22 protein-coding genes are annotated in these 26,007 nt (G+C 71.2%); 9 read left to right on the plus strand and 13 right to left on the minus strand.

Translation table 11 applies throughout. The features are described from left to right. Positions 1–471, minus strand: a 471-nt coding sequence (locus ACPOLA_RS17480; RefSeq protein ID WP_435771783.1) for a hypothetical protein, incomplete at its 3' end; no start/stop codon positions are given. A 302-nt stretch (positions 472–773) separates the two neighbouring features. Between ACPOLA_RS17480 and ACPOLA_RS17485 the strand changes: the two genes are divergently transcribed. Next, positions 774–1,511, plus strand: coding sequence for an SGNH/GDSL hydrolase family protein (locus ACPOLA_RS17485; RefSeq protein WP_435771784.1), 738 nt, complete (start codon positions 774–776; stop codon positions 1,509–1,511). Here the strand turns inward: ACPOLA_RS17485 and ACPOLA_RS17490 are convergent. The 8 genes from ACPOLA_RS17490 to ACPOLA_RS17525 form a co-directional block, all read right to left on the minus strand. Continuing rightward, the gene (locus ACPOLA_RS17490; RefSeq protein ID WP_435771785.1) at positions 1,462–2,478 is read right to left on the minus strand and encodes an LLM class flavin-dependent oxidoreductase; all 1,017 of its coding nucleotides are present in this window, start codon (positions 2,476–2,478) and stop codon (positions 1,462–1,464) included. The two genes, ACPOLA_RS17485 and ACPOLA_RS17490, sit on opposite strands and share 50 nt — an antisense overlap. An 87-nt stretch (positions 2,479–2,565) precedes the next feature. After that, positions 2,566–3,576, minus strand: a complete 1,011-nt coding sequence (locus ACPOLA_RS17495; protein ID WP_435771786.1) for a sugar phosphate isomerase/epimerase family protein — start codon at positions 3,574–3,576, stop codon at positions 2,566–2,568. Continuing rightward, positions 3,576–4,742 carry a Gfo/Idh/MocA family protein gene (locus tag ACPOLA_RS17500; protein WP_435771787.1) on the minus strand — a complete coding sequence of 389 codons (1,167 nt, stop codon included), beginning with the start codon at positions 4,740–4,742 and terminating at the stop codon, positions 3,576–3,578. The genes ACPOLA_RS17495 and ACPOLA_RS17500 overlap by 1 nt, the downstream gene beginning before the upstream one ends. Beyond that, positions 4,739–5,626, minus strand: a complete 888-nt coding sequence (locus tag ACPOLA_RS17505) for a sugar phosphate isomerase/epimerase family protein (RefSeq protein WP_435771788.1) — start codon at positions 5,624–5,626, stop codon at positions 4,739–4,741. Before ACPOLA_RS17505 ends, ACPOLA_RS17500 begins: the two co-directional genes overlap by 4 nt. 89 nt (positions 5,627–5,715) lie before the next feature. Then, complete coding sequence (locus ACPOLA_RS17510) at positions 5,716–6,921, minus strand: substrate-binding domain-containing protein (protein WP_435771789.1); 1,206 nt, start codon at positions 6,919–6,921, stop codon at positions 5,716–5,718. Beyond that, complete coding sequence (locus ACPOLA_RS17515; RefSeq protein WP_435771790.1) at positions 6,921–8,054, minus strand: ABC transporter permease; 1,134 nt, start codon at positions 8,052–8,054, stop codon at positions 6,921–6,923. Before ACPOLA_RS17515 ends, ACPOLA_RS17510 begins: the two co-directional genes overlap by 1 nt. Continuing rightward, positions 8,051–9,094 (minus strand): ABC transporter permease, encoded by a 1,044-nt coding sequence (locus ACPOLA_RS17520; protein WP_435771791.1) that lies wholly within the window; start codon positions 9,092–9,094, stop codon positions 8,051–8,053. The genes ACPOLA_RS17515 and ACPOLA_RS17520 overlap by 4 nt, the downstream gene beginning before the upstream one ends. Then, positions 9,091–10,632: a sugar ABC transporter ATP-binding protein gene (locus ACPOLA_RS17525; RefSeq protein ID WP_435771792.1), complete on the minus strand. Its 1,542-nt coding sequence runs from the start codon at positions 10,630–10,632 to the stop codon at positions 9,091–9,093. Before ACPOLA_RS17525 ends, ACPOLA_RS17520 begins: the two co-directional genes overlap by 4 nt. A gap of 94 nt (positions 10,633–10,726) precedes the next feature. Here ACPOLA_RS17525 and ACPOLA_RS17530 point away from each other — a divergent pair, with 94 nt between their 5' ends. Both ACPOLA_RS17530 and ACPOLA_RS17535 read left to right on the plus strand, forming a co-directional pair. Continuing rightward, on the plus strand, positions 10,727–11,902 hold the full coding sequence (locus ACPOLA_RS17530) for an ROK family protein (RefSeq protein WP_435771793.1): 1,176 nt from the start codon (positions 10,727–10,729) through the stop codon (positions 11,900–11,902). A gap of 9 nt (positions 11,903–11,911) precedes the next feature. Beyond that, positions 11,912–13,963, plus strand: a complete 2,052-nt coding sequence (locus tag ACPOLA_RS17535; RefSeq protein ID WP_435771794.1) for an ATP-dependent DNA helicase — start codon at positions 11,912–11,914, stop codon at positions 13,961–13,963. Here the strand turns inward: ACPOLA_RS17535 and ACPOLA_RS17540 are convergent. Both ACPOLA_RS17540 and lexA read right to left on the minus strand, forming a co-directional pair. Then, the gene (locus ACPOLA_RS17540; RefSeq protein WP_435771795.1) at positions 13,957–15,567 is read right to left on the minus strand and encodes an MXAN_6640 family putative metalloprotease; all 1,611 of its coding nucleotides are present in this window, start codon (positions 15,565–15,567) and stop codon (positions 13,957–13,959) included. The two genes, ACPOLA_RS17535 and ACPOLA_RS17540, sit on opposite strands and share 7 nt — an antisense overlap. A gap of 116 nt (positions 15,568–15,683) precedes the next feature. Beyond that, positions 15,684–16,418, minus strand: a complete 735-nt coding sequence (lexA, locus tag ACPOLA_RS17545; protein WP_435771796.1) for a transcriptional repressor LexA — start codon at positions 16,416–16,418, stop codon at positions 15,684–15,686. Positions 16,419–16,672: 254 nt separating this feature from the next. On the opposite strand from lexA, the gene ACPOLA_RS17550 reads away from it, so the two are divergent. After that, a complete protein-coding gene (locus ACPOLA_RS17550; protein WP_435771797.1) occupies positions 16,673–17,068 on the plus strand; it encodes a LysM peptidoglycan-binding domain-containing protein in 396 nt (131 codons plus the stop codon). A gap of 178 nt (positions 17,069–17,246) precedes the next feature. Here the strand turns inward: ACPOLA_RS17550 and ACPOLA_RS17555 are convergent, their stop codons facing one another. Together ACPOLA_RS17555 and ACPOLA_RS17560 are read right to left on the minus strand one after the other, a co-directional pair. Further along, on the minus strand, positions 17,247–17,576 hold the full coding sequence (locus ACPOLA_RS17555) for a hypothetical protein (protein ID WP_435771798.1): 330 nt from the start codon (positions 17,574–17,576) through the stop codon (positions 17,247–17,249). A 70-nt stretch (positions 17,577–17,646) separates the two neighbouring features. Next, positions 17,647–18,174 carry a hypothetical protein gene (locus tag ACPOLA_RS17560; RefSeq protein ID WP_435771799.1) on the minus strand — a complete coding sequence of 176 codons (528 nt, stop codon included), beginning with the start codon at positions 18,172–18,174 and terminating at the stop codon, positions 17,647–17,649. A 361-nt stretch (positions 18,175–18,535) separates the two neighbouring features. Between ACPOLA_RS17560 and nrdR the strand changes: the two genes are divergently transcribed. From nrdR to ACPOLA_RS17585, 5 genes are all read left to right on the plus strand, one after another. Beyond that, positions 18,536–19,018 (plus strand): transcriptional regulator NrdR, encoded by a 483-nt coding sequence (gene nrdR, locus ACPOLA_RS17565; protein ID WP_435771800.1) that lies wholly within the window; start codon positions 18,536–18,538, stop codon positions 19,016–19,018. A gap of 145 nt (positions 19,019–19,163) precedes the next feature. Further along, a complete protein-coding gene (locus tag ACPOLA_RS17570) occupies positions 19,164–22,058 on the plus strand; it encodes a vitamin B12-dependent ribonucleotide reductase (protein WP_435771801.1) in 2,895 nt (964 codons plus the stop codon). 327 nt (positions 22,059–22,385) lie between these two features. Continuing rightward, entirely contained in the window at positions 22,386–23,843 is a 1,458-nt protein-coding gene (locus ACPOLA_RS17575; RefSeq protein ID WP_435771802.1) for a type I restriction-modification system subunit M, read from the plus strand. Continuing rightward, positions 23,840–25,027: a restriction endonuclease subunit S gene (locus ACPOLA_RS17580; RefSeq protein WP_435771803.1), complete on the plus strand. Its 1,188-nt coding sequence runs from the start codon at positions 23,840–23,842 to the stop codon at positions 25,025–25,027. The genes ACPOLA_RS17575 and ACPOLA_RS17580 overlap by 4 nt, the downstream gene beginning before the upstream one ends. Next, entirely contained in the window at positions 25,027–25,947 is a 921-nt protein-coding gene (locus tag ACPOLA_RS17585) for a restriction endonuclease (protein WP_435771804.1), read from the plus strand. Before ACPOLA_RS17580 ends, ACPOLA_RS17585 begins: the two co-directional genes overlap by 1 nt. Positions 25,948–26,007 lie beyond the last annotated feature (60 nt).

Below are 26,007 nucleotides of genomic sequence, written 5' to 3' on the forward strand. Positions count from 1 at the left end.
TGCGGCGGCTGGGGCGGCTGCCGGGGCCGGGGCTGCGGCGGCCGGGGCCGCTGCGGGCGCGGCGGCAGGGGCCGGTGGCGACAGCAAGGTCTGCAGCCAGTCGGGAACAGCTCGGCCGGCGCGGCGTCGTACCGCCGGCAGCGCCTCGCGCGGGCTGTTGCGCAGCCAGAACTGCTGGGTCTGCTGCTGGCCGCGATGCTTCTCGAGCTTGTAGAGCAGCAGGTCGAGGAAGTAGTTGGCGTCGTCCCGGTAGAGGGTCTTGGCCGCGTCCCGGAACGCCGCGGCGTCGGCCTTGCGGGCGTGCTTCTCGAGCCGGTCCTTCTTGAAGCCGCGCTTCAGCCCACCGGACGGCCGCGCGTACCGCTGCACGACCGCCTCGGGACCGAGGACGCCTGCGGGCGGCATGGTGGAGACGAGGCCGCTGACGGCGCGGTTGCCGGCGGTGCGCTGCAGGCCTTGCAGGTCGGCCACCGAGGATGCCGGGACGGCCCGGCCGGCAGCACCCGGACCCGCGTGGCCCGCGCCGGCGGAGCCGCGGTCCTCGGCTGCTGGCGCCGGTCTGCGGCTGGGCCGAGCTCGTGTCATGGGGGGTGACCCTTCGTCGACGGCACCGGCGACGCTAGGGAAGTCGCCAGGCCGGCGGCCACCGCGGTCAGGCGGTCGGACGGGCGAGACCGGCTGCCCGAAGGGGCAGGTGCCGACGTACCTGACGAACGCGTTGCTTTTTCCGCGATTTCCCAACGCGTTCGTCAGGTACGACGGATGATCCGGGCGTGACTCGCCACCGGCTCCTGCTCGCGCTGCTCGTCGGGGTGCTGGCGACCGGTGCGACGGTGACCGTGTGGGTGGGGGCGGGGGCCGGGACCGACCACTGCGCGCGGGTGGCCCGGGCCGCCGCGGAGCGGGCCGCGCTCGTCACCGGCGACGGCCTCGACGTCCTGGTCATCGGCGACTCCTACTCCGTGGGCGCCGGGGTGCCGCCGCGGCGGTCGTGGCCGGTGCGCCTGGACGGGCGGGTGCGGGTCGACGGGTTCTCCGGCAGCGGCTTCAGCCGAGGCGCCAGCGCGTGCGGCGACGTCAGCTTTGCGACCCGCGCACCGGTGTCGGTGCGGCCCGGCACCGACCTGGTGGTCGTCGAGGGCGGCCTCAACGACACCGACCAGCCGCCGGCCGACCTGGAGGCGGGCTTCGCCGAGCTGCTGCGCGGGTTGCAGCGCGCCGGCGTCTCCGCCGACCGGGTGGTGGTCGTCGGTCCGCCTGCGGCGCCCGCGCGCCGTCCGGCCAGGGTGGCCGCGGTCGACCGAGCGCTCGCCCGTCTGGCCGGTGCGGCCGGCGTCGCCTACCTCTCGATGCGCGGGGTGGAGCTGACCTACCTCGACGACCGCCTGCACCCGGACGCCGCCGGGCACGAGGTGTTCGGCGACGTCGTGGCCGAGCACGTCGGCCGGCACCTCGCCGACGTCAGCGCCAGCCGAGCTCCGGGGCGACGTGGCGCAGCACGCTCTCGATGACGTGGGCGTTGTAGTCGACGCCGAGCTGGTTGGGCACCGTCAGCAGCAACGTGTCGGCCGCGGCGATCGCCTCGTCCTCGGCGAGCTCCTTGACGAGCTGGTCGGGCTCGCCGGCGTACGACCGGCCGAACCGGGCGAGGCCGCCGTCGATGTGCCCGACCTGGTCCGTGCTGGCCGTCTCGCGTAGGAAGTAGGCGCGGTCGCGCTCGTCGACGATCGGGAAGATGCTGCGGCTGACCGAGACGCGCGGCTCGCGGGTGTGGCCCGCTGCGGTCCAGGCGTCGCGGAACCGCTGGATCTGCTCGGCCTGCAGCCGGTGGAACGGCACGCCGGTGTCCTCGGTGAGCAGGGTCGAGCTCATCAGGTTCATGCCCTGCTCGGCGGTCCACTCCGCCGTGGCGCGGGTGCCGGCGCCCCACCAGATCCGCTCCCGCAAGCCGGGGGAGTGCGGCTCGACCCGCAGGAGGCCCGGCGGGTTGGGGAACATCGGACGTGGGTTCGGCTCGGCGAAGCCCTCGCCCTCGATCACCTCCAGGAACCGGCGCGTGTGCGCCCGGGCCATCGCCGCGTGGTCGCCGTCCTCCGGCTCGTGCCCGAAGTGGCGGAACCCGTCGATCACCTGCTCCGGTGACCCGCGGCTGATGCCGAGCTGCAGCCGACCGCCGGAGATCAGGTCGGCGGAGCCGGCGTCCTCGGCCATGTAGAGCGGGTTCTCGTAGCGCATGTCGATCACGCCGGTGCCGATCTCGATCCGGCTGGTGCGCGCCCCGACCGCCGCGAGCAGCGGGAACGGCGAGGCCAGCTGGCGGGCGAAGTGGTGGACCCGGAAGTAGGCGCCGTCGGCGCCCAGCTCCTCCGCCGCCACCGCGAGGTCGATCGACTGGAGCAGCGCGTCCGACGCCGAGCGCGTCGCCGAGTGCGGGGACGGCGTCCAGTGGCCGAAGGACAGGAACCCGATGTTCTTCACATTTCATCCAACCGGCTGCGCCCCGCGGTCATTCCGTACGACGCCCGGCGGGCGCGACGGTGACGCGCTGCACCTCGGGGCCGGCGGCTATCCCTCGCTCTGCTTGCTGAAGGCCGCGTCGAAGGAGGCCGCCGGCGGGTCGTAGTCGAAGCGCCGGAGGAACTCCAGCGCCTCCGGGGCGCCGTGCAGCCGGTCCATGCCGGCGTCCTCCCACTCCACCGAGATCGGGCCGGCGTAGCCGATGGCTGCCAGGGCGCGGAACGCGTCCTCCCAGGGCACGTCGCCCCGGCCGGTGGAGACGAAGTCCCAGCCGCGGTGCTGGTCGCCCCAGGGGAGGTGGGAGGAGAGGATGCCGTTGCGGCCGCCGCCCATCCGCATCCGGGTGTCCTTGCAGTCGACGTGGTAGATCCGGTCGGCGAAGTCGGTGATGAACGCGACCGGGTCCAGGCCCTGCCACATCATGTGGCTGGGGTCCCAGTTGATCCCGAACTCCGGCCGGTTGCCGATCGCGTCGAGGGTGCGTCGCGTCGACCAGTAGTCGTAGGCGATCTCCGAGGGGTGCACCTCGTGGGCGAACCGCACGCCGCACTCGGCGAAGACGTCGAGGATGGGGTGCCAGCGGTCGGCGAAGTCCTGGTAGCCGGCGTCGATCCGCTCGGCGGGCACCGGCGGGAACATCGCGACGTACTGCCAGATCGAGGAGCCGGTGAACCCGACGACGGTGTCCACCCCCATCGCCTGCGCGAGCCGCGCGGTCAGCCGCATCTCCTCGGCGGCGCGCTGCCGCACGCCCTCGGGAGAGCCGTCACCCCAGACCCGCTCGCGGACGATCGCCTGGTGGCGGAAGTCGATCGGGTCGTCGCAGATGGCCTGGCCGGTCAGGTGGTTGGAGATCGCCCAGCACTGCAGGCCGTGCCGCCGCAGGATGTCCATCCGCTCCTCGACGTAGCCGTCCTCGTCGACCCGCCAGGCGTCGAGGTGCTCGCCGGAGACCGCGATCTCGAGGCCGTCGTAGCCCCACTTCGCGGCCAGCTCGGCCACCTCCTCGAGGGTGAGGTCCACCCACTGGCCCGTGAAGAGCGTGAAGCGCTTGCCCATCAGTCCTCCTTCTCGGTCCGGTCGAGTACGACGTCGACCCGGGTGCCCTGCTGGGCGGCGGACCGCTCGACCGCGTCGAGCACGCGCTGCACGGCGAGCCCGTCGGTGAACGACGGCGCGGGGTCGCGCCCGTCGGCGACCGCGGTCAGGAAGTCCGCGGCCTGGATGGTGAAGGTGTGGTCCCACCCGAGGACGTGTCCCGGCGGCCACCACGCGGACAGCGACGGGTGGTCGGGCTCGGTCACCACGATGCGCTGCGCGCCGGTGGTCGCCCCGCCGAGCCCCTCCTGCAGGTGCAGCTCGTTGAGGCGCTCGAGGTCGAAGGCGATCGACCCGCGGTCGCCGTACAGCTCGAGGGTGAGGCCGTTCTTGCGGCCGGTCGCGACCCGGCTGACCTCGATGCCGGCGACCGCTCCGGAGGCGGTCTCCAGGGTGGCCCACGCGGCGTCGTCGACGGTGACCGGCTCCGGGCCGGAGGGACCCTCGCGGGTCGGCACGAACGTGCACAGGTGGCCGGTCGCGGTGACCACCGGCTCGCCGAGCAGATGCTGCACGAGGTCCACCACGTGGGAGCCGAGGTCGCCGAGCACGCCGGACCCGGCGGACTCCTTGCGCAGCCGCCACGTCATCGGGGCCGAGGCGTCGGCGAGCCAGTCCTGCAGGTAGGCGGCCCGCACCTGGCGCACCGCCCCGATCCGGCCGTCCGCCACCAGCTCCCGGGCGAGGGCGAGCGCGGGCACCCGCCGGTAGTTGAAGCCCACGCCCGAGCGGACCCCTCGCGCCGCGGCCCGTGCGGCCGCGGCCACCATGTCCTGGGCCTCGGGCACCGAGTTGGCGAGCGGCTTCTCGACGAGCACGTGCTTGCCGGCGGCGAGCGCGGCGAGCGCGATCTCGCGGTGGCTCTCGCCCGGCGTGCAGATGTCGACGACGTGCACGTCGTCGCGGACCACCACCGACGCCCAGTCGGTCGCGGTCTCGGCCCAGCCGTACTGGTCGGCCGCCTGCTTCACGGCGGCGGCGTCGCGACCGACGAGGACCTGCTGCCGCACCGGCGGCGTGCCGGGGAAGAACGCGTTGACGTTGCGCCACGCGTTGGAGTGGGCCTTGCCCATGAACGAGTAGCCGACGACGGCCACCCCCAGGCTGCCTCCGGGCGACGCGGTCATCGGGCTCCTCCTGCGGTGGCGGGATCGTGGGCGCGCGCCGTGGCGGCGCGCAGGAACGCCAGGCCGTCGCGCGCGAGGTCGTCGGGCGAGGCGGCGAGTGGTCGCCAGATGGAGGCGGCCACGGCGATGGCGGCGTTGTCGGGGGTGAAGCTCTCGATGTTCAGCGGGCCCGTGTAGCCGACCTCGTCGAGGGCGGCGAGCAGCGCCGGCCAGTCGGTCTGGTCGCCGCCCGGGGCGCCACGGTCGCTGCCGCACACCTGCAGGTGCAGCAGGTGCTCACCGGCGCGTCGTACGGCGTCGGCGCTGGAGCGCTCCTCGATGTTGAGGTGGTAGGTGTCGAGCGCGAGCCCCAGGTGGGGCCCGAGCAGCGGCCCCAGTGCCTCGAGCGCCTGGTCGACGGTGTTGACCAGCGAGGTCTCGTAGCGGTTGAGCGGCTCGATCCCGATCCGCACGCCGTGTGCGGCGGCGTGGTCGACCACGGGCGCCAGGTTGGCGCGCCACTCGTCGTAGGCCGCGGCGCGCTCATCACCGGTGAGCCGCCAGACCCGCCCGGTCCGGGCGTAGAACGGTCCGCACACGGCCGGCGCGCCGATCGCCGCGGCCAGGTCGATGCAGCCGCGCAGGTAGTCCTGCGTGGCCGCGACCGCCTCCGGTGCGGCCGCCACCAGGTCGCGGCCCGGCGCCATCGCCCCCACGACGTACGGCGCCAGGCCGGTCTCGGCGAGCACGGCGGCCGTCGGCTCGGGGCTGATGTCGCCCACCGACTCCAGCGGCAGCTCGACGGCGTCGAAGCCGAGCGAGGCGACGTGCCGGAGCAGGTCGGGCAGGTTCGCGTCGGTGAGCGGGGAGGTCCACACCCACGTGTTGACGCCGATGGCTCTCACGGTGAGGCCTTTCCGTGCGGGGGTCGGGGAAGGGGCGTGGCCCGGGATGGAGGAGGCCGCTGGGCGGCCTCCTCCACCTCCGATGCCGGTTAGGGGATCTGCCGCTTCTGCCAGACCTCCGGGTAGCCCGGCAGGTCCTCGCCGCCGAACTTGGCGTAGTGGCCGTCGGGCATGCCCTCGTTGGCCTCGAGGAACTCGTCGCGCTCCTCCTCGGTGATCGGCTCCTGCGGAAGCACCCACTCCCGCGGGATCTCCTCGCCCTTGGCGATCTTCTCCAGCGCGAGCAGCGGGGTGCGCCACTGGAAGTTGGAGTAGACGGGGGCCAGGCCGGTCAGCCCGGTCTCCTCCCACTTGCGCAGGAAGCTCATCTCGTCCTCCCCGGTGATGACCGGGTAGTCCATGCCGGCGTCCTCGAACGCCTCGAGCGCGGCGACGGAGCCGTCGCCGGCGTCCATCCAGATGCCGTCGACGTCACCCTTGGTGAGCTCGTCGGTGATGATGCTCTTGATCCGCTCGGGGTTGGCCTCGGTGAAGTGGTCGACGGTCTCGATGCCGTTCTCGTCGAAGATCTTCTTCGCCGCGGCCCAGCGGGTCTCGAGCACGTCGACGCCCGGAAGGATGCGCAGGGCGACGACCTTGTCGCCCTCCTCGAGGTGCTCGACGAGGAAGTTGGCGGACGCGATGCCCCACGCATAGCCACCGATCGGGTGGATGAACGTGGTCGCGCAGTCGGTCTCGACGCCGCGGTCGAAGACGATGACCGGCTTGCCGGTCTCGCACGCCCGCTCGACGGCCGGGGTCAGGGCCGCGGTCGAGTTGGGGGAGATGATGAAGGCGTCGCAGTTGCCCTCGGAGATGAAGTAGTCGATGTCGGCGATCTGCTGGTTGTCGTCGTCACCGGCGTCGCGGGTCTCCATCTCGGAGATCACACCGCTGTCCTGCAGCACCTTGAGCTGCTGGTTCATGGTGATCCAGCCGGTCTGGCGCCACGGGTTGGAGATGGAGGCGTTGGCGAAGCAGGCCTTCATCGGCTTGTCGGTCTTCCACTCCGACGTGTCGGTCATCGGACCGTCGATGTACTGCAGGTAGGGCTGCTCGGGGTCGCCCTCGAACGTGGCGTCCATCTGCTCCATCTGCTCGTCGTAGTCCGCCTGGACGAACCACTCGCTGTCCGAGCCGCCGCCGGTGGTGTCGTCCGCCGCCGGGTCCGTGCCGGAGTCGTCGGTCGAGCAGGCCGTGAGCACGGCCAGCGCGGCCGCCCCCGCGAGCACGCCCTTGAGGTGGGTTCTGCGCATCAATTGCCTCCTGTGTTCGCGCCCGGAGTGGGCTCGTGGGTGGGAGAGGGACTGCTGGTTCCCGAGGTCGGTTGGCTCCCCGCGGAGGGCCGCGCGCGGCGGCGGCCCAGCGTCCAGGCGCGGCCGGCGAACGCGACGGCGACGATGATGATCACGCCGCGGACGGTGTCGCGCCACGTCGACTCGACGTCGAGCACGGTGAGCAGGGTGAAAAGGAGCTCGATGGCGAAGGCGCCGGCGACGGCGGAGAGCACCCAGCCGCGGCCGCCGCCGAGCACCACGCCGCCGAGCACGACCGCGGTGATCGCGGCGAACTCGTAGCCCTCGCCGACGGTCGGGTGCACGCCGGCGTAGCCGACGAGCAGCACGCCGGCCACGGTCGCCGCGAGCGAGGAGAGGATGAAGGCCTGGGTCTTGACCCACCACACCCGCGCACCCGAGACCTGCGCGGCGTCGGGGTTGTCGCCGACGGCGAGCAGAGTGCGCCCGAACGGCCGGCGCATCAGCCAGACCGCCGCGACGCACAGCACCGCGAGGACGATGAGTGGGTAGGGGATCACGTCGACCACCGGCACGTCGTCGACGGTCCCGCGGCCCAGCTGTCGGAAGTCGTCGTTGGGCGGGGCGTCGGCGGCGCCCCCGGAGAGGTAGCGGACCAGGCCGGTCAGGGCGAGCATCATCGCCAGCGTCACGATGAAGCTCGGGACTTTGAGAATGGTGGTGACCAGGCCGTTGACCAGGCCGACGGCGGCGCCCAGGAGCAGCATCAGGAGCAGGCCGGTCAGGTTGCGCCCGGGGTCGTCGCCGATGAAGTTGCCGGCGATGACCACCTGCGCGGCGATCACCGCGGCCATGGAGAGGTCGAACTCCCCGGCGACGATGACGTAGTACTGCCCGATGGCGGCGATCGCGATCGGGGCGGTGCGGCCGAGGAACCGGATCATCACCCCGGGGTCGCCGAAGTTGGGGTTGGCGACCACGGTGGCGACCAGCAGGGCCAGCGCCAGCACGAAGACCGCGCCGCCCGGGGTGCTGATGGCCGCAGCCGCCCGGCCGCCGAGGCCGGCGGTGTGGCGGGGGAGCGCGGCCGCGCCGGTGGCGGGCGTCGTACGGGCTGGGCTCGTCGGGCTCATCCGGCCTCCTGGGGTACGGCGCCGCGCGCGGCTGGTCGGTCGAACCGGGTCGGCCGGCGCTCGATCGATCGGCGCGAGTAGACCGCGACCGCCGCCACGATGACCAGGCCGCGGACGACGTTCTGCAGGAAGGGGGAGGTCTCCATGACCCCCATGACGTTGTCCATCACCGCGAAGATCGCGACCCCGGCGACGGTGCCGGTGATGTGGCCCTTGCCGCCGGCGAGCAGGGTGCCGCCGAGCACGACCGCCGCGATCGACAGCAGGTCATAGCGTCCCTGGCTGCCGATGTTGGGGTTGCCCACGGACAGCCGCGCGAGCAGCAGCAGCCCGGCGACGGCCGCGAGCACGGAGCAGAGCACGTGGGCGGTGATCACCGGCACCTGGGTGCGTACGCCGGAGAGCCGGGCGACCTCGGCGTTGCCGCCGACGGCGTAGAGGTGGTGGCCCAGCCGGGTGCGCCGCAGCAGGACGACGGCGAGCACCGCGCACCCGAGCATGAGCAGGGTCGAGAGGGGCACCGGCCCGATGAAGGTGATGCCGATCAGCCGGAACGACCGGGGCGCCGAGCCGTGGTTGCCCTGGTAGTTGGAGGCGATGTAGCCGCTGATGACCAGGCCCATGCCGAGGGTCGCGATGAACCCGTGGACGTGCAGCACGCTGACCAGCACACCGTTGACCAGACCGATCAGGGCCGCGAGGCCGAGGGCCACCAGCACCGCGGCCGGGACGTTGCCGGTCTCGCCGGCCATGATGCCGCCGGCGATGACGCCGGTGAGGCTCGCGACGAACGGCACCGAGAGGTCCAGGCTGCCGCAGAGGATGACCAGGGTCTGGCCGATCGCGATGAAGCCGAGCACGCTGGTCGCGGCGAGGATGTCGCGCAGGTTGCCGGTGCTGAAGAAGTTGCGGCCCTCGACGGCGGTCAGCACCGTGCCGGCGACGACCGCGGCCACCAGCACGATCAGCACGATGCCGGTCGAGGTGAGGCCGCCGATGCGGGTCGGGGAGCCGGTGCCGTGCGCGGTCGGAGTGGTCATCGGCCGGGTCCTTCCCCGGTCGCGCCCGTCGCGAGCTGGAGCACCGCCTCCTCGGAGGCGCCGCGCGCGAGCTCGCCGGCGACCCGGCCGTCGCGCATCACCAGGATCCGGTCGGACATGCCGATCACCTCCGGGAGCTCGCTGGAGACCATCAGCACGGCGACGCCCTCGCTCGCCAGGACCCGCATCAGCTCGTAGATCGCGTGCTTCGCGCCGACGTCGATGCCGCGCGTCGGCTCGTCCATCAGCACGATCCGCGGCTCGGTGGCCAGCCAGCGCGCGAGCACGACCTTCTGCTGGTTGCCGCCGGAGAGGAACTGCGCCTCCTGGTCGAGGGCGCGCGCGGTGACCTCCAGGTTGGACAGCAGGCCCGGCACCTCGCGCCGGGCCCGGCCCGCGCGCAGCGGGAAGACCGCCCGCACCGGGCCCAGGGCGTTGTCGAGGATCGACTGGTTGAGGGCCAGGCCGGTGGCCTTGCGGTCCTCGGTGACGAGCGCCAGGCCGGCGCGTACGGCGGCGCGGGGCGAGCGCGGCCGCACCGGCCGGCCGTCGACGACCATCCGGCCGCGGGTGAACGGCCGGACCCCGAAGATGGCCTCCATCAGCTCCGTGCGGCCCGACCCCTGGAGCCCGGCGACGCCGACGATCTCGCCGGCCCGCAGCCGCAGGTCGACGCCGTCGACGTAGCCGTTGCCGGCGGCCTGCAGCTCCAGGCGCGGCTCGCCGGGCTCGGTGCCGGCCACCGGCTCGGGGAAGAAGGCCGACATCTCCCGGCCGACCATCAGCCGGACCAGCTCGGCGTCGTCGAGGTCGGCGGCCGCGCGGGTGGCGACCTGGCGGCCGTCCTTGAGCACGGTGATGGTGTCGCAGAGGTCGAAGATCTCCCGGAGCCGGTGGGAGACGTAGAGGATCGCGACGCCGCGGGCGGTGAGGCTGCGGATGATGTCGTAGAGCAGGCCGACCTCGTGGTCGGCCAGGGCCGCGGTCGGCTCGTCCATCGAGATGACCTGCGCGTCGAAGCTGACCGCCTTGGCGATCTCCACGATCTGCTGCTCGGCGACCGACAGGGTGCGCACCCGCTGCTGGGGGCGCAGGCCGACGACGCCGAGGTCGTCGAGCAGCGACTGGGTGTCGCGGTGCATCCGGTCGACGTCGACCAGTCCCCGCCGGCGCGGCTCGCGCCCGAGCCAGACGTTCTCGGCCACGGTGCGCTCGGGGAGCAGGTTGAACTCCTGGAACACCGTGGAGATGCCGGCCTGCTGTGCCTGCAGCGGGTGGTGGAAGGTCACCGGACGGCCGCCGAGGACGACCGCACCGCGGTCGGCGGCGTGCACGCCGGCGAGGATCTTCATCAGCGTCGACTTGCCGGCGCCGTTCTCGCCGACCAGGCCGTGCACCTGGCCGGCGCGCAGGTCGAGGTCGACGTCGGCCAGCACGGTGTGCCCGACGAAGCTCTTCGTCAGGCCACGCGCCTGGAGCACCACCGGGGCCGGCTCGGCGCGGTGGGACGCGGGGGAGGTGCGGACGGGCTGCGGCACGCGGTCACTGTGGCACGCGTCACTCACTTTTGTCGAGAGTCGGACAAAAGTCGTTTGCTGGACGTGACAAAGGTCAGCGTGGTTGACTCCGGACGTGCGGCCCAGCGACGTGTTCGACCTCCTCCGGGACGGTCAGCCGCGCACCCGGGCCCAGCTCGCCGAGGCCACCGGACTCGCCCGCTCCACCATCGCCGCGCGGCTCGAGGCGCTGATGCGGCTGGGGCTGGTGGTGCCGTTCGGAGGCGTCTCGACCGGTGGCCGGCCCCCGTCGCTGCTGGCCTTCAACCCGGGCGCCCGGGTCGTCGTCGGCGTCGACCTCGGGGCGAGCCACGCTCGCGCCGCGGTCGCCGACCTCGACGGCCGGATCCTCGCCGAGCGCGCCGCCGCCCTGGACATCGCGCTCGGGCCGGAGCGGGTGCTCGGCTGGGTCGACGGCGTCGTACGCGACCTGCTGGCGGACCAGCGGCGCGACGTCGGCGAGCTCGCCGCGATCGGCATCGGGCTCCCCGGGCCGGTCGAGCACTCCACCGGCCGGGCGATCAACCCGCCGATCATGCCCGGCTGGGACCGGTACGACGTCCCGGGCCATGTGCAGCGCGCCTTCGACGTGCCCGTCCTGGTCGACAACGACGTCAACATCATGGCGCTCGGCGAGCAGCACTCCCACCTGCGCGACGTGCGCGACCTCGTGTTCATCAAGGTCGGCACCGGCATCGGCGCGGGCGTCATCTCCGGCGGCACGCTCCAGCGCGGCGCCCAGGGGACCGCCGGCGACCTCGGGCACGTCTTCGTCGCCCGGGGCGCAGAGGTGACCTGCCGGTGCGGCAACCAGGGTTGCCTGGAGGCGATCGCGGCGGTGCCCGCGCTGGCCGCGACGATCCGCCGGGCCGGCGTCGACGTGCCGGCCGACCACGACGTCGTCGCGCTCGTGCGGGGCGGCGACCGGGTGGCGATGCAGGCCGTCCGGCAGGCCGGCCGCGACCTCGGCGAGGTCCTCGCGGCACTGGTCAACCTGATCAACCCCTCGGTCATCGTCATCGGTGGCGGCCTCGCCGTCGCCGGCGAGGGACTCCTGGCCGGGATCCGCGAGGTCGTCTACCAGCGGTCCCTGCCGCTGGCGACCGAGCACCTGCACATCACCACCTCCCGTGCCGGCGAGCGGGCCGGCGTGATCGGCGCGGCGGCGCTCGCCATCGGCCACGTGCTGTCGCCGGAGGCGATCGACCGCGCCTGTGGAGTCGCGGCCCCGGCGGTCGGAGCCCTCATCTAGGGTTCTTCGGTGACCACCGACCAGGCGAGCGCCGCGGCCACGGACGAGGCGTCGCCCACCCCGGTCCGCGACCTGCTGGCGACGGCCGTCCGCGCGCTCGGCGGTCAGCAGCGCGACGGCCAGGTGGCCATGGCGGAGGCGGTCGCGGCCGCGTTCGCCGACGGCCAGCACCTGCTCGTCCAGGCCGGCACCGGCACCGGCAAGTCGCTGGGCTACCTCGTGCCCGCGCTCCTGCACGACAAGCGGGTCGTCGTCGCCACCGCGACCCTGGCCCTGCAGCACCAGCTGGTCGAGCGCGACCTGCCGCGCCTGGTCAAGGCCGTCGGCACCGCACCGGGCGTCGACACGTCGTACGCCGTGCTCAAGGGGCGGTCCAACTACGCATGCCTGCACCGAGTGCGCGAGGGCGCGCCCGACGAGCAGGGGGAGCTGATCCAGGCCGAGGACGCCCTGGGCGCGTTGGGCAAGAAGGTGCTCGAGCTGCGCTCGTGGGCCGAGCGGCAGGCCGACGACGGCGGCACCGGGGAGCGCGACGACGCGCCGCGCCACACCGAGCGGGAGTGGCGGCAGGTCAGCGTCTCGGCCCGCGAGTGCCTGGGCGCCACGAAGTGCCCGTTCGGCGAGGAGTGCTTCGCCGAGCGCGCCCGCGAGAAGGCGCAGCGCTCCCACCTGGTGATCACCAACCACTCCCTGCTCGCGATCGACGCGATCGAGGGCATCCCGATGATCCCCGACTACGACGCCGTGGTGATCGACGAGGCCCACGAGCTGGCCGCCCGGGTCACCCAGGCGGCGACCGACGAGCTGTGGGCGGCGGAGGTGGAGCGGGCCGCGCGGCGCAGCGTCCGCCACGTCGAGGGCAGCGAGGCCGACGAGCTCGCCGACGCCTCCGACGCGCTGCGCGCGGCGATGGCCGAGGCCCGGCCCGGCCGGTTCGAGCGGCTGCCGGAGGACCTCGCCGACGCGCTGGTGCTCGTCCGCGACGCCGCGCGGGCGTGCGTCTCGGCCTTCCCGCGGGCCGAGCCGGGCGGCGATCCCGATGCCGGCCTGTCGCAGGCGAAGGCGTCGGTGCAGGAGGTCTTCACCACCGCGGAGCGGATGGCGGCCTGCTCGGAGTCCGACGTGCTGTGGCTGAGCGAGGGCACCGACCGGATCCCGCCACGCCTGTGCGTCGCGCCCCTGCAGGTGTGGGGCCCGATGCGCGACAAGCTGCTCGCCGACAACACCGTCGTGCTCACCTCGGCCACGCTGATGCTCGGCGGCGACTTCGACTCCATCGCCACCGGCGTCGGCCTCAAGCCGTCCGAGCGCCTGGCACCGGCTGGTCGAGGAGGCCGCGCATCGACCGCGACGAGCCCCGACGACCTCCCCGACGACGCGCAGCCGTGGGTCGGCATCGACGTCGGCAGCCCGTTCGACTACCCCAAGCAGGCGATCCTGTACGTCGCCCGCCACCTCTCACCGCCGGGGCGCGACGGCCTGGGCCGGGCCCAGCTCGACGAGATCACCGAGCTGGTGGACGCCGCCGAGGGCCGCACCCTCGGGCTGTTCTCCAGCCGCCGCGCCGCGGAGACGGCGGCCGAGCACGTGCGCGCCCGGCTGCCGCACCTGACCACGCTGGCCCAGGGTGACGCGCAGCTGCCCGAGCTGGCCCGGCAGTTCGTCGACGACCCCCACACCTGCCTGTTCGGCACGCTCGGCCTCTGGCAGGGCCTCGACGTCCCGGGCGACACCTGCCAGCTGGTGATCATCGACCGGATCCCGTTCCCGCGCCCCGACGACCCGCTGATGTCGGCGCGCCAGAAGGCCGTCGACAAGGCCGGCGGCAACGGCTTCATGCAGGTCGCCGCCACCCACGCCGCGCTGCTCCTGGCGCAGGGCGCCGGCCGGCTGGTGCGCACGCACGCCGACCGGGGTGTCGTGGCGGTGCTCGACCCGAGGCTCGCGACGGCGCGCTACGGCTCGTTCCTCAAGGCCAGCCTGCCGCCGATGTGGCCGACCACGGACCCGCAGGTGGTGCGGAAGGCGCTTGCGCGCCTGTCGGCGGCCGCCGGTCAGTGATAGGCGCGCACGTTGACGAGCTGCCGCACGCTCTCCTCGAGCGGGTAGCCGCGGCAGGTGAACGTGGGATCGTTGATCGTGTAGCAGTCGGTCTGGCGCTGATCGGCGTTCACCACGGTGGCCTCGATCCAGTCCACCCGGCTGCCGAAGCCGCGGGTCGTCGTGGCTGCCGCTGCGCCGTCGAGGCGCAGCCGGTGCATGGTCGGGGCGCGGCCCTTGCGCTTGACCGTGATGATGGCCGCGCTGTCCGCCCCCGCGTCGAGGGCAACGTCGATCCGGAGTTTCCAGGTCTTCCCCATGGCGCCCGACGGCACGTAGCGCAGCGTCTTCGCCGCCAGTTGGTTCACCGGGAAGCGGAGATTCTTCTCCCGAGCCCGTGCGGTGATTCGGTTGATCTGGGCGGGAGCGGCGACCGGATAGGCCGCTCCCTCCTCGTAGTACCGCGCCGGCTGCCGGTTGCGGGCCGCGAAGCTCGAGAGCTGCGTCGATAGGTCCGTGCCGCGCTCGGCCAGGGCGGCCTCGATGGCGGGCAGCGAGTACCCGTCGTCGCCCGCGCCTATGGCATTCGTCCACATCTTCCGGACGATCACCGGCAGGCCGGCCTGGGAGTAGCTGAAGCGCTCGGTGAGGTGGCGGAAGAAGATCCAGGCGCCGTACTCCGATCCGCCGGCGGCGAGGTTCAGGGGCTGGTCCGGCCGCGCCAGCGGGCCGTAGCGCAGGTAGTAGCGGTTGTCGTCGACCGAGTCGTAGATCTCGTCCTCCGCCCAGGTCGCCGTGGCCTCCATGAACCAGCTGTCCTCGTAGGCGTCGTAGGCGAACTGGACGGCGTGGAAGAGCTCGTGGGCGGCGGTGACCTTCAGCAGGTCCGAGGAGCTGGCGCTGGTGCCGTACTCGGCTGCGGAGTAGTCGTTGTCGAGCACGCAGTAGGCGGCGTACGGCGCGTGGCGGGAGACGCCGCGGTCGCTGGTGCAGTAGCCGTAGTAGCCCATGCTGCCGATGTCGGCGAGGTAGATGTCCAGCTTCCAGCTGCCCCCGCGGCCGCGGTCGTTCTTCGGCGCGCGGTAGCCGGCCCGCTTGTAGCGCTCGGCGACGCTGTTGGTGACGCGCAGCACCTTGGCGGCGTAGGCGTCCGAGGCCCGGTCGTAGGACTCGCGCACCCAGTGCACGCAGACCCGGGTGCCGCACTTGCGGGCGTCCGACGCCTGGCGGCTCCAGCAGGCGATGCCGTCGCACCCGCCGTCGGAGCCGTCCGGGCGGGCCAGGATCCGCTCGGCGTCGGCCTGCCGGTGGCGGGGGAGGTCGTCCTTCACGGCCGCGAGGTCGCGCAGCTCGAGGGTGAGGTCCTTGTGCGTCTCGTGACCGTCGTCGGGGTTGTGGTCCACCGGCGGCGGCGTGCTGCCGTCGATGAGGCCCTCGACCTTCTCCAGCGTCTTCTCTGCGACCTCCGCGGGGTCGCCCGGGCCGGCGGTGGCGCCGGGCGCGGTGGGGTCGGCGGGACCGGTCTCATCAGCCTGCGCGGCGCCGCCCAGCAGCGGCATGACGAGCAGGCTGGCGACGAGGGACAGGAGCAGCCCCGAGAGGGGGGACCGGCTGCTGGAGGTCATGGGGTGCGGCCTTCGCGGGTCGGCGACGAGTGACCCGGCGACTTTACGTTGTCGGCCCGCGAACGAGGCATTTATCGCCCGAGCCGACGTGTCGTTCCCGGTGCCGGGCCGAGCGGCTAGACGCGGCGGAGGACGGCGGTGACCTTGCCGAGGATGGTGGCGTGGGTGCCGTCGATCGGCTCGAAGGCCGGGTTGTGCGGCAGCAGCCACACCCGTCCGTCCTTGCGCTGGAAGGTCTTGACCGTCGCCTCGCCGTCGATCATCGCCGCGACGATCTCGCCGTTCTCGGCGGTGGGCTGCTGGCGGATGACGACGTAGTCGCCGTCGCAGATCGCGGCGTCGATCATCGACTCGCCGCTGACCTCGAGCAGGAAGAGCTGGCCGTCGCCGACGAGCTGGCGGGGGAGCGGGAAGACGTCCTCCACGCGCTCCTCGGCGAGGATGGGGCCACCGGCGGCGATCCGGCCGACCACGGGCACGTTCGCGGGCACGGGAGCGGCGTCACCGATGCCCGTCTCGTCGAACCCGGTCTGCTCGGGGTCGGCGACGTTGCCGATCGCCTTGCGCGCCGCCATCACCTCGGGGAGGAACACCTCGAGTGCGCGCGGCCGGTTGGGGTCGCGCTTGAGGTAGCCCTTCTCCTCGAGGACCCGGAGCTGGTGGGCGACGCTGGAGGTGCTCGTGAGGCCGACCGCCTGGCCGATCTCGCGCATGCTCGGCGGGTAGCCCCGCTTCTCGATGCTGTCCTTGATGTGGGCCAGCACCCGCTGCTGCCGGGGGGTGAGACCGGTGGCGTCGGGGGGCCCGTCGGGCAGCTCGGCCACGCCGCGGCCCGCCTTCTTGTCGGCCATCTGAGTGCCCTCCAGTTCCGGTGTGTCGATGTGCCGACGCTAACCGAAGACGCGGGCCGGTTTCAAACGTCTGTTCGAACGGCGTGTCGCCCTCGTCCCTTCGAACGCACGTTCGACGAGGGGCTGGACTTGTTCGAACACATGATCTAGCCTCGTACACATGTTCGATCGAACGCATGATCGACCGGCTTGTGTCGGACCGACTGCGTAGACATCGCTCCGCGACCCACCCGCTCCTTCCCCCGGAGGTCACCATGAGCACGATCACCCTCGCCCCGCACGTCTCCGCCCGCCCCGCCCACCCTTCCGACCCTTCCCGCCCCTCTCGTGCCGCCCGCCCGTCCGGTCAGGTCCGCCTGACCCGCCGGGGCCGGCTGGCCGTCCTGGTGATCGCGCTGGCGCTCCTCGCCGCCCTCGTCGTGGCGCTCGCCGGAGGCTCCGTGGCCACCGACGAGCGGGGAGCGGCGGCCCAGGTCGAGGTGGTCACCGTCGCCCCCGGCGACACGCTGTGGGACATCGCCAGCGAGGCGGCCGCGGCCACCGGTGCCGGCGACGTGCGCGACATGATGGAGCGCATCCAGCGGCTCAACACGCTGGACTCGAGCCTGGTCTACGCCGGCCAGGAGCTGCGGGTGCCGGCAGCGGAGTAGCACCCGGCTGCCGTCGCAGCCGCCACCGACCCGTCCGCCGCCTCGACCCCGGCGGACGCGAACGGGCCCACCGACCCCGGGCCCACAGGGGAAGGCGAGGGGCGAGGCCACCGACCCCGGCCTCGCCCCTCGCGCTGTTCGAGGCCGGAGCGAGCGCCTCCCCGTCGGCGAGGCTCGACTAGCGAGCGGCGCGCTTGCCGCCCTTCGGCGTGGAGGGATCGCGCTTCGGCTTCGGCTCCGGCGCCGCGGCCAGCCCGATCGCCCGCGCGAACCGCACGGCCAGCATGAACGCGAGGAAGAGGCAGAGCATGGCTCCCAGGGCCGCCACGGCGAGGAAGCCCCAGGCGGCCTTGTCGCCTTCGTGCCGGGCCGTCGCGCCGAAGTCGATCGCGGCGAAGACCAGGTATCCCCAAGCGACGATCGCGAAGGTGATGCCGACCGCGAGCAGGAGCAGGTCGGCTCGGAACCGCCGCTTCGGCCTGTCGCCCGCCCGCTTCCCTGCTCCCACGGCGGTCATTGTGTCCGATGGGTGTCTGGGTGCGGTGACCAACCCGCCGGAGGGTGCGGGCGATCGGCGGTCAGGCGCTCTCGGTCACCGCGTAGGAGATCCCGGCGCTGCCGTCGCCATTGTCGCCGACCGACAGCACGACCTCGTACTCGCCGTTGCTGAGGGTCGCCAGCTCGCCGTACTCCTGACCCTCGCCGACCTCGAAGCCGGCGTCCTCGAGCGCGCTCTTGGCCTCGGCGTAGACGTCCTGCGCGGACCCGTCCTCCGTGGCGGCCAGCTGCCAGGACTTGGTGCCGTCCGACTCGTTGGCGATGCCGTAGGTGACCTCGCCGACGACCGGCACGTCGTCGGGGAAGTCGTCGGGGATCTTCGCTCCGCTGGAGAAGGAACCGTCCTCGCCCTCCACGGAGTAGCCCCCGTCCTCGTCGAGGTCGACGTCGACCTTTTCGCCGTTCTCCTCGGCGGCCTGCTCGATCGCCTTCTCCGTGGCCTGCTCGGCAGCCTCACCGCAGGCGGTGAGCGCGAGGGGCAGGGCGACGGCGACGGCGGTCGCGGCGAGGGCGCGACGGGCGCGACGGGACGAGGACGACTTGCGCATGGGGGATCTCCTGAGTCGGCTCGCCTGCACAGGCGAGCATGCGGGGGCGCGGCCCCGAGGCCGACGAGAGGCGGGCGGATTCCGAGACGACACGCCCGTGCTGAACGGTACGGGGAACAGCGTTCCTGCGTGGTGACCTGCGCAAACACGGCCGCGGAAAATTTGTGCCCGACTCGTCCGGCGTTCCGCTTGCACCCCTCGTGGCCGGGGCGTACGGTTACCACTACATCTAGTAGTTACAACGATGTAGTTCTCCACATCTAGTTCACAGAGCGGGGGCGTGGAGTGCACAGGCGGCCGGGTGGTTCTGCACAGCCGGCCGGTTGATCTCCACAGCCAGCGGACCCGGGAGGGGGAGCCGATGCACTGTCCGTACTGCAAGCACGACGACACCCGGGTCCTCGACTCCCGCGTTGCCGACGACGGCTGCTCGATCCGCCGCCGCCGGGTGTGCCAGGAGTGTGAGAAGCGGTTCACCACCGTCGAGGCGATGCAGCTGACGGTGCTCAAGCGCTCCGGCGCCACCGAGCCGTTCCACCGCGAGAAGGCCGTCGCCGGCGTCCGCAAGGCGTGCAAGGGCCGGCCCGTCGACGAGGACGACCTCGCCCGCCTCGGCCAGGAGGTCGAGGACCAGCTCCGGCTCGCGGGGAGCCCCGAGATCGCCGCCCACGAGGTGGGCCTGGCGATCCTCGCCCCGCTGCGCCGCCTCGACGAGGTCGCCTACCTCCGGTTCGCCAGCGTCTACCGCGGTTTCGCCTCCGCGGCCGACTTCGAGAACGAGATCGCCCTGATGAGGGCGGAGCGCCAGCTCCGTGAGGACACCCAACCAGCCCCCACGGGCTGACCACAGACAGCCCGGCAGGTAGTGGGGAAGCTGCCTGCCGGGCCACCAATCTCCGCGGCCCCGGACACCCGTCCGTCGCCGTACAGCAGGAACACCGCACCAGCCGCATTTGTTGACACAGTCGACGACCAAACCCAGGAGAATCATGACGGAGACGGCCAACCCCGCAGCGGCCAGCAAGGCCGCCGCATCCGGCAAGGGACCCGACAACGGGCTGCAGATCGAGCGCGTCTTCAGCACCCCGGGCGTGCACCCCTACGACGAGATCACGTGGGAGCGCCGCGACGTCGTCCAGACCAACTGGAAGACCGGCGAGTCCGTCTTCGAGCAGACCGGGGTGGAGTTCCCCGACTTCTGGTCGCTGAACGCCTCGACCATCGTCACCACCAAGTACTTCCGCGGCGCCGTCGGCACCCCCGAGCGGGAGTGGAGCCTCAAGCAGCTCATCGACCGGGTGGTGAAGACCTACACCAAGGCCGGTGTCGAGCACGGCTACTTCGCGACGCCCGCCGACGCCGAGACCTTCGAGCACGAGTTGACCTGGCTGCTCGTGCACCAGTACTTCTCGTTCAACTCCCCGGTCTGGTTCAACGTCGGCACCCAGTCGCCGCAGCAGGTCTCGGCCTGCTTCATCCTCTCCGTCGACGACTCGATGGAGTCGATCCTCAACTGGTACAAGGAGGAGGGCTTCATCTTCAAGGGCGGCTCCGGTGCCGGCCTGAACCTCTCCCGGATCCGCTCCTCCAAGGAGCTGCTCTCCTCCGGCGGCACCGCCTCCGGGCCGGTCTCCTTCATGCGCGGCGCCGACGCCTCCGCCGGCACCATCAAGTCCGGTGGCGCCACCCGCCGCGCGGCGAAGATGGTCGTCCTCGACGTCGACCACCCTGACATCGAGGAGTTCGTCGAGACCAAGGCGCGCGAGGAGGACAAGATCCGCGCCCTGCGCGACGCCGGCTTCGACATGGACCTGGGCGGCAAGGACATCACGTCCGTGCAGTACCAGAACGCCAACAACTCGGTCCGGGTCTCCGACGAGTTCATGCGCGCCGTCGAGGAGGGCGGCGAGTTCGGCCTCCGCGCGCGGATGACCGGCGAGGTCATCGAGACCGTCGACGCCCGCTCGCTGTTCCGCAAGATCTCCGAGGCCGCCTGGGCCTGCGCCGACCCCGGCCTGCAGTACGACGACACGATCAACGACTGGCACACCAACCCCGAGACGGGCCGGATCACCGCGTCCAACCCGTGCTCGGAGTACATGTCGCTCGACAACTCCTCGTGCAACCTGGCCTCGCTCAACCTGATGAAGTTCCTCAAGGACGACGACACCTTCGACGTCGAGCGCTTCACCAAGGCCACCGAGCTGGTGTTCACCGCGATGGACATCTCCATCTGCTTCGCCGACTTCCCGACCGAGGCGATCGGCCAGACCACCCGCGACTACCGCCAGCTCGGCATCGGCTACGCCAACCTCGGCGCGCTGCTCATGGCGATGGGCCTGGGCTACGACTCCGACGGCGGCCGCGCGATGGCGGCTGCCATCACCAGCCTGATGACCGGCGCGTCGTACCGCCGCTCGGCGGAGATGGCCGCGGTCGTCGGCCCCTACAACGGCTACGCCCGCAACGCCGAGGCCCACAACCGCGTGATGCGCAAGCACCAGGCGGCCAACGACGAGCTGCGCCCGCTGCACGTGGCCGACTCCGAGGTGCACAAGGCGGCCAGCAAGGAGTGGCAGCAGGTCGTCGACCTCGGCAAGGCCAACGGCTTCCGCAACGCGCAGGCCTCGCTGCTCGCGCCGACCGGCACCATCGGCTTCATGATGGACTGCGACACCACGGGCATCGAGCCGGACTTCTCGCTGGTGAAGTTCAAGAAGCTCGTCGGCGGCGGCTCCATGCAGATCGTCAACAACACCGTCCCGCGCGCGCTGCGCAAGCTCGGCTACCAGGACGAGCAGGTCGAGGCGATCGTGTCCTACATCGCCGAGCACGGGCACGTGATCGACGCCCCCGGCCTCAAGCCGGAGCACTATGAGGTCTTCGACTGCGCGGTCGGCGCCCGGGCGCTCGGCCCGATGGGCCACGTGAAGATGATGGCCGCCACCCAGCCGTTCCTCTCCGGCGCGATCTCCAAGACGGTCAACCTGCCGTCGTCGGCGACGGTCGAGGACGTCGAGGACATCTACCTCCAGTCGTGGAAGCTGGGCCTCAAGGCCACCGCGATCTACCGCGACGCCTCCAAGGTCGGCCAGCCGCTCGGCGACGCCAAGTCCAAGGACAAGGGCGGCGACGCGGAGGTCGTGGAGAAGGTCGTCGAGAAGGTCGTGGAGAAGGTCGTCTACGCCCCGACCCGCAAGCGCCTGCCGAAGTCGCGCCAGGCCCGCACCACCTCCTTCGCGGTGGCCGGTGCCGAGGGCTACATGACCTCCGGCGCCCACGACGACGGCACCCTCGGCGAGATCTTCCTCAAGCTCGGCAAGCAGGGCTCGACCCTGGCCGGCGTGATGGACGCCTTCTCGATCGCGGTCAGCATCGGCCTGCAGTACGGCGTGCCGCTGGAGACCTACGTCTCGAAGTTCACCAACCTGCGTTTCGAGCCCGCCGGTCTCACCGACGACCCCGACGTCCGGATGGCGCAGTCGATCATGGACTACGTCTTCCGCCGCCTGGCGCTGGACTACCTCTCCTTCGAGGAGCGGTCCATGCTCGGCATCTACTCCGCCGAGGAGCGTCAGCGCCACCTCGAGACCGGCTCGTACGAGCCCATCGAGGAGACCGGCTCCGCCTCCGAACTCGTCGAGAAGGCGCCGAAGGCCAAGGTCCCCGACGCGGAGGTGGAGGTCGGCGACGAGGTCGAAGCCGAGGCCGCCGACCCGCTCGAGGGCGCTCCGCGCGTCGCCAAGACGACCGCCGAGCTCCTCGAGCAGATCACCGGTACGGCGGTCGACAGCCCGCTCTGCATGACCTGCGGCACCAAGATGCGGCCGGCCGGCTCGTGCTACGTGTGCGAGGGCTGCGGCAGCACCAGCGGCTGCAGCTGATGTCAACGGACAGGAAATGTCCCTGACCAACGCGTCAGCAACGTCCGTGAAGCGGACACCAATGACCGCAGATCAGACAACCGGACATTCCCTGTCACGTCGATGACGCACTGCTGAGCGCTCACCGGCCCGGTCCGCCCCGTAAGGGGTGGTCCGGGCCGGCGGCATTTGCCCGTGCTCATGGGGGCGAATGTCGCCAGGCGATGAACGGGCTACGTGTTCTGTCGGCCGTTCCTGTCAGCCTGCTCGGCTGGCCGGAAGAACCGTCCGGCAGGGAGGTATGCCATCTTGGCCCCCGAACGCCCGCGGCTCACTAGGGTAAAGACCGTGATCACCGGAGAACTGAAGAGCAAGATCGACCGTGTCTGGGACGCCTTCTGGTCCGGCGGCATCTCCAACCCGCTCGAGGTCATCGAGCAGATCACCTACCTGCTGTTCATCCGCCGTCTCGACGACCTGCAGGCCCTCGCCGAGAACAAGGCCCGCCGCACCGGCGGGGCCATCGAGAACCCGGTCTTCCTACCCGGCCAGGAGCACCTGCGCTGGAGCCGGTTCAAGAACGACGACCCCGCCGTCATGCACCGGGTCGTGGCCGAGGAGGTCTTCCCGTTTCTCCGCAAGGTCGGCGGTGACGAGTCGACCTACAGCGACCACATGAAGGATGCCCGGTTCACCATCCCGACCCCGGCGCTGCTGAGCAAGGTCGTCGACATGCTCGACGACATCCCAATGGCTGATCGCGACACCAACGGCGACCTGTACGAGTACCTGCTCTCCAAGATCGCCGCCGCCGGCGTCAACGGCCAGTTCCGCACTCCGCGCCACATCATCGAGCTGATGGTGAAGATGACCGCCCCGCAGCCGACCGACGAGATCTGCGACCCCGCCTGCGGCACGGCCGGCTTCCTTGTCGCCGCGAGCGAGTACATCCGAGACGCCCACCCGCAGACGCTCACGGACGCCACCCAGCGCCAGCACTTCCACCGGTCGATGTTCCATGGCTACGACTTCGACTCCACCATGCTCCGCATCGGCAGCATGAACATGCTGCTCCACGGCATCGACGCCCCCGACATCCGCTACCGCGACTCCCTCTCCGAGGGCGCCAGCGAAGACGCGGAGAAGTACACCCTGATCCTGGCCAACCCTCCGTTCGCCGGGTCGCTGGACTACGAGTCCACCGCCAAGGACCTCCAGCGGGTTGTGAAGACCAAGAAGACCGAGCTGCTCTTCCTGGCCCTCTTCCTCAAGCTCCTCAAGCCCGGTGGCCGGGCCGCGGTCATCGTTCCGGACGGGGTGCTGTTCGGCTCATCGAAGGCCCACAAGGACCTACGCACGATCCTCGTCGAGAACCAGAAGCTCGACGCCGTCGTCAAGCTCCCCTCCGGTGTCTTCAAGCCGTACGCCGGCGTCTCGACCGCCATCCTGTTCTTCACCAAGACCAACTCCGGCGGCACCGACAACGTCTGGTTCTACGACGTCCAGGCCGACGGCTACTCACTCGACGACAAGCGCAACCCGGTCGACGCCGACGACCTCCCCGACGTCCTCTCCCGGTGGCAGAACCTCAACGCCGAGGCTGACCGGACACGCACCGACCAGTCCTTCCTCGTCCCCAAGGCCGACATCGTCGCCCAGGGCTACGACCTCTCCCTGAACCGCTACAAGGAGGTCGAGTACGAAGACGTCGAGCACCGCCCGCCGCTGGAGATCATCGCCGGCATCGAAGCGCTCGAAGACGAGATCGCCAAGGGGCTCGCTGAACTGAAGGCGATGCTCACATGAAGACCGTCGCCCTCGGGGAGGTGGTCCGCTTCTACAGCGGCGGGACGCCGTCAAAGGCACGATCGGACTTCTGGAACGGAGACGTCCCGTGGTTCAGCGCCAAGGACATGAAGCGGTCGCGCCTGACCAACTCGGCGAATCACATCACTGAGGATGTCTTCTCCGAGACGCCCCTCAGGAAGGTTCCCGCGGGGACCGTGGCGATGGTGGTTCGCGGCATGATCTTGGCGCACACAGTTCCAATCTCGATCCTGGATGTGGATGCGGCGATCAACCAAGACCTGAAGGCGCTCATCCCAAAGCGGGAGCTCGACGCATCGTTCCTCGCAGCGATGCTTCGCGCACAGCACGACACGATCCTGTCGCAGGTCAGCACGGCAGCGCACGGAACGAAGAAGCTGGACGCCCGGGTGCTAGAGGATCTTCAGATTCCGTTGCCACCGCTCCCCGAACAGCGCCGCATCGCCGCGATCCTCGACCGCGCCGACGCCCTCCGCGCCAAGCGCCGTCAAGTCCTCGCCGAGCTCGACTCCCTTCACGGAGCGACCTTCCTGTCGATGTTCGGCGACCCTGCCAACAACCCACTGGGCTTCCCTACAGCGCCAGTTGGGTCGTTGTCGCTGAAGTTCAGCGATGGACCGTTCGGCAGCAACCTGAAGAGCAGCCACTACACGCCAGATGGGGTCCCTGTCGTCAGGCTTCAGAACATCGGTGTCGGTCGCTATCTCGACGCCGACCGCGCGTACGTCGCACCTTCGCACTACGCGACGCTCTCGAAGCACGATTGCAAGCCGGGCGACGTCTTGATTGGGACCTTGGGGGACCCGAACCTGCGCGCCTGCATCCAGCCGCCGACGATGGCCTTGGCCCTGAACAAGGCGGACTGCATTCAGATGCGGGTTGATCCCGAGGTCGCAACGCCCGAGTACGCGTGCTGGCTCTTGAACATGCCAGGAACACTGGCCCTCGCCAACTCGCTGGTGCGAGGTCAAACGAGGTCCCGAATCAGCATGGGCCGACTTCGTGACCTCCTCGTGCCCGTCCCCCCGATCGAGATGCAGAGGACCTTCGCGGCCCAAATCGAGCGGATCGATTCCCACCGAGCATTGGTCGCCCGAGCCCTCGAGTCCGAAGAACAACTCTTCGCTTCGCTCCAGTCCCGCGCTTTCCGAGGAGAGCTGTGATGTCGGCACCGACCTGGGACCAGTACATGGCGCCGTGCCTCACGGTGATGCTCGACGGTGAGATTCATCGGTCGCGGCAGATCGTTGAGCGTGCGGTCGAGGTGCTCAACCTGACTCCGGAGCATCGGCAGATCACGATCCCGTCCGGGCAGGAGCAGTGGGTCAACCGGGGCAATTGGGCGCTGTCGTACCTGACCCGGGTGGGGGCGATCGAGCGGACCAGCCGTGCGCACTACCGGATCACCGACGTTGGTCGGAAGCTTCTTGCCGACCACCCGGACGGCATCACGGAGCGCCACCTGCGGGCGCTATCCGGCGATGAGAACGCCCCGCACACGTGGAAGGCCTTCCCCCGCCCGGCGACCGACAGCACAGTGACGTCGGAGCCGGAGGTCGAGACGAAGCTCGACCCGCTGGAGCAGATCGAGGCGGGCATCGCCCGCATCCACGCCGACGTCGCCGACCAGCTCCTGACGAGGATCATGGTCCAGGAGCCGGTGTTCTTCGAGCAGGCCGTGCTCGACCTATTGATGGCGATGGGCTACGGCGGCGCCGAAGGAACGGCTACCCGGACCAAGCTGTCCAACGACGGCGGCATCGACGGCATCATCGACCAGGACGCCCTCGGCCTGTCCCGGATCTACGTTCAGGCAAAGCGCTACGCGGCGGACAACACCGTGGGCCGGGAGGCCATCCAGGCCTTCGTCGGCGCGCTGGCCGGACACCAGGCCAGCCAGGGCGTCTTCATCACCACGAGCCGGTTCGCCCGGACCGCCGTTGACTACGCCAACTCGGTTGCGACCCGGGTCATCCTCATCGACGGCGAACGGCTCACGCGCCTGATGATCCGCTACGGCGTGGGTGTGCAGGTCAAGCGCACGCTCCACATCGTCGAGGTCGATGAGGACTTCTTCGAATGACGCGGCGCAGGGGCTCTGCAGGCTACTGCCTTCCGGCGATGCGTGCTTGTGCCGTCGTGA

This window comes from Nocardioides proteolyticus (assembly GCF_051280635.3).
Classification (GTDB): Bacteria; Actinomycetota; Actinomycetes; order Propionibacteriales; family Nocardioidaceae; genus Nocardioides.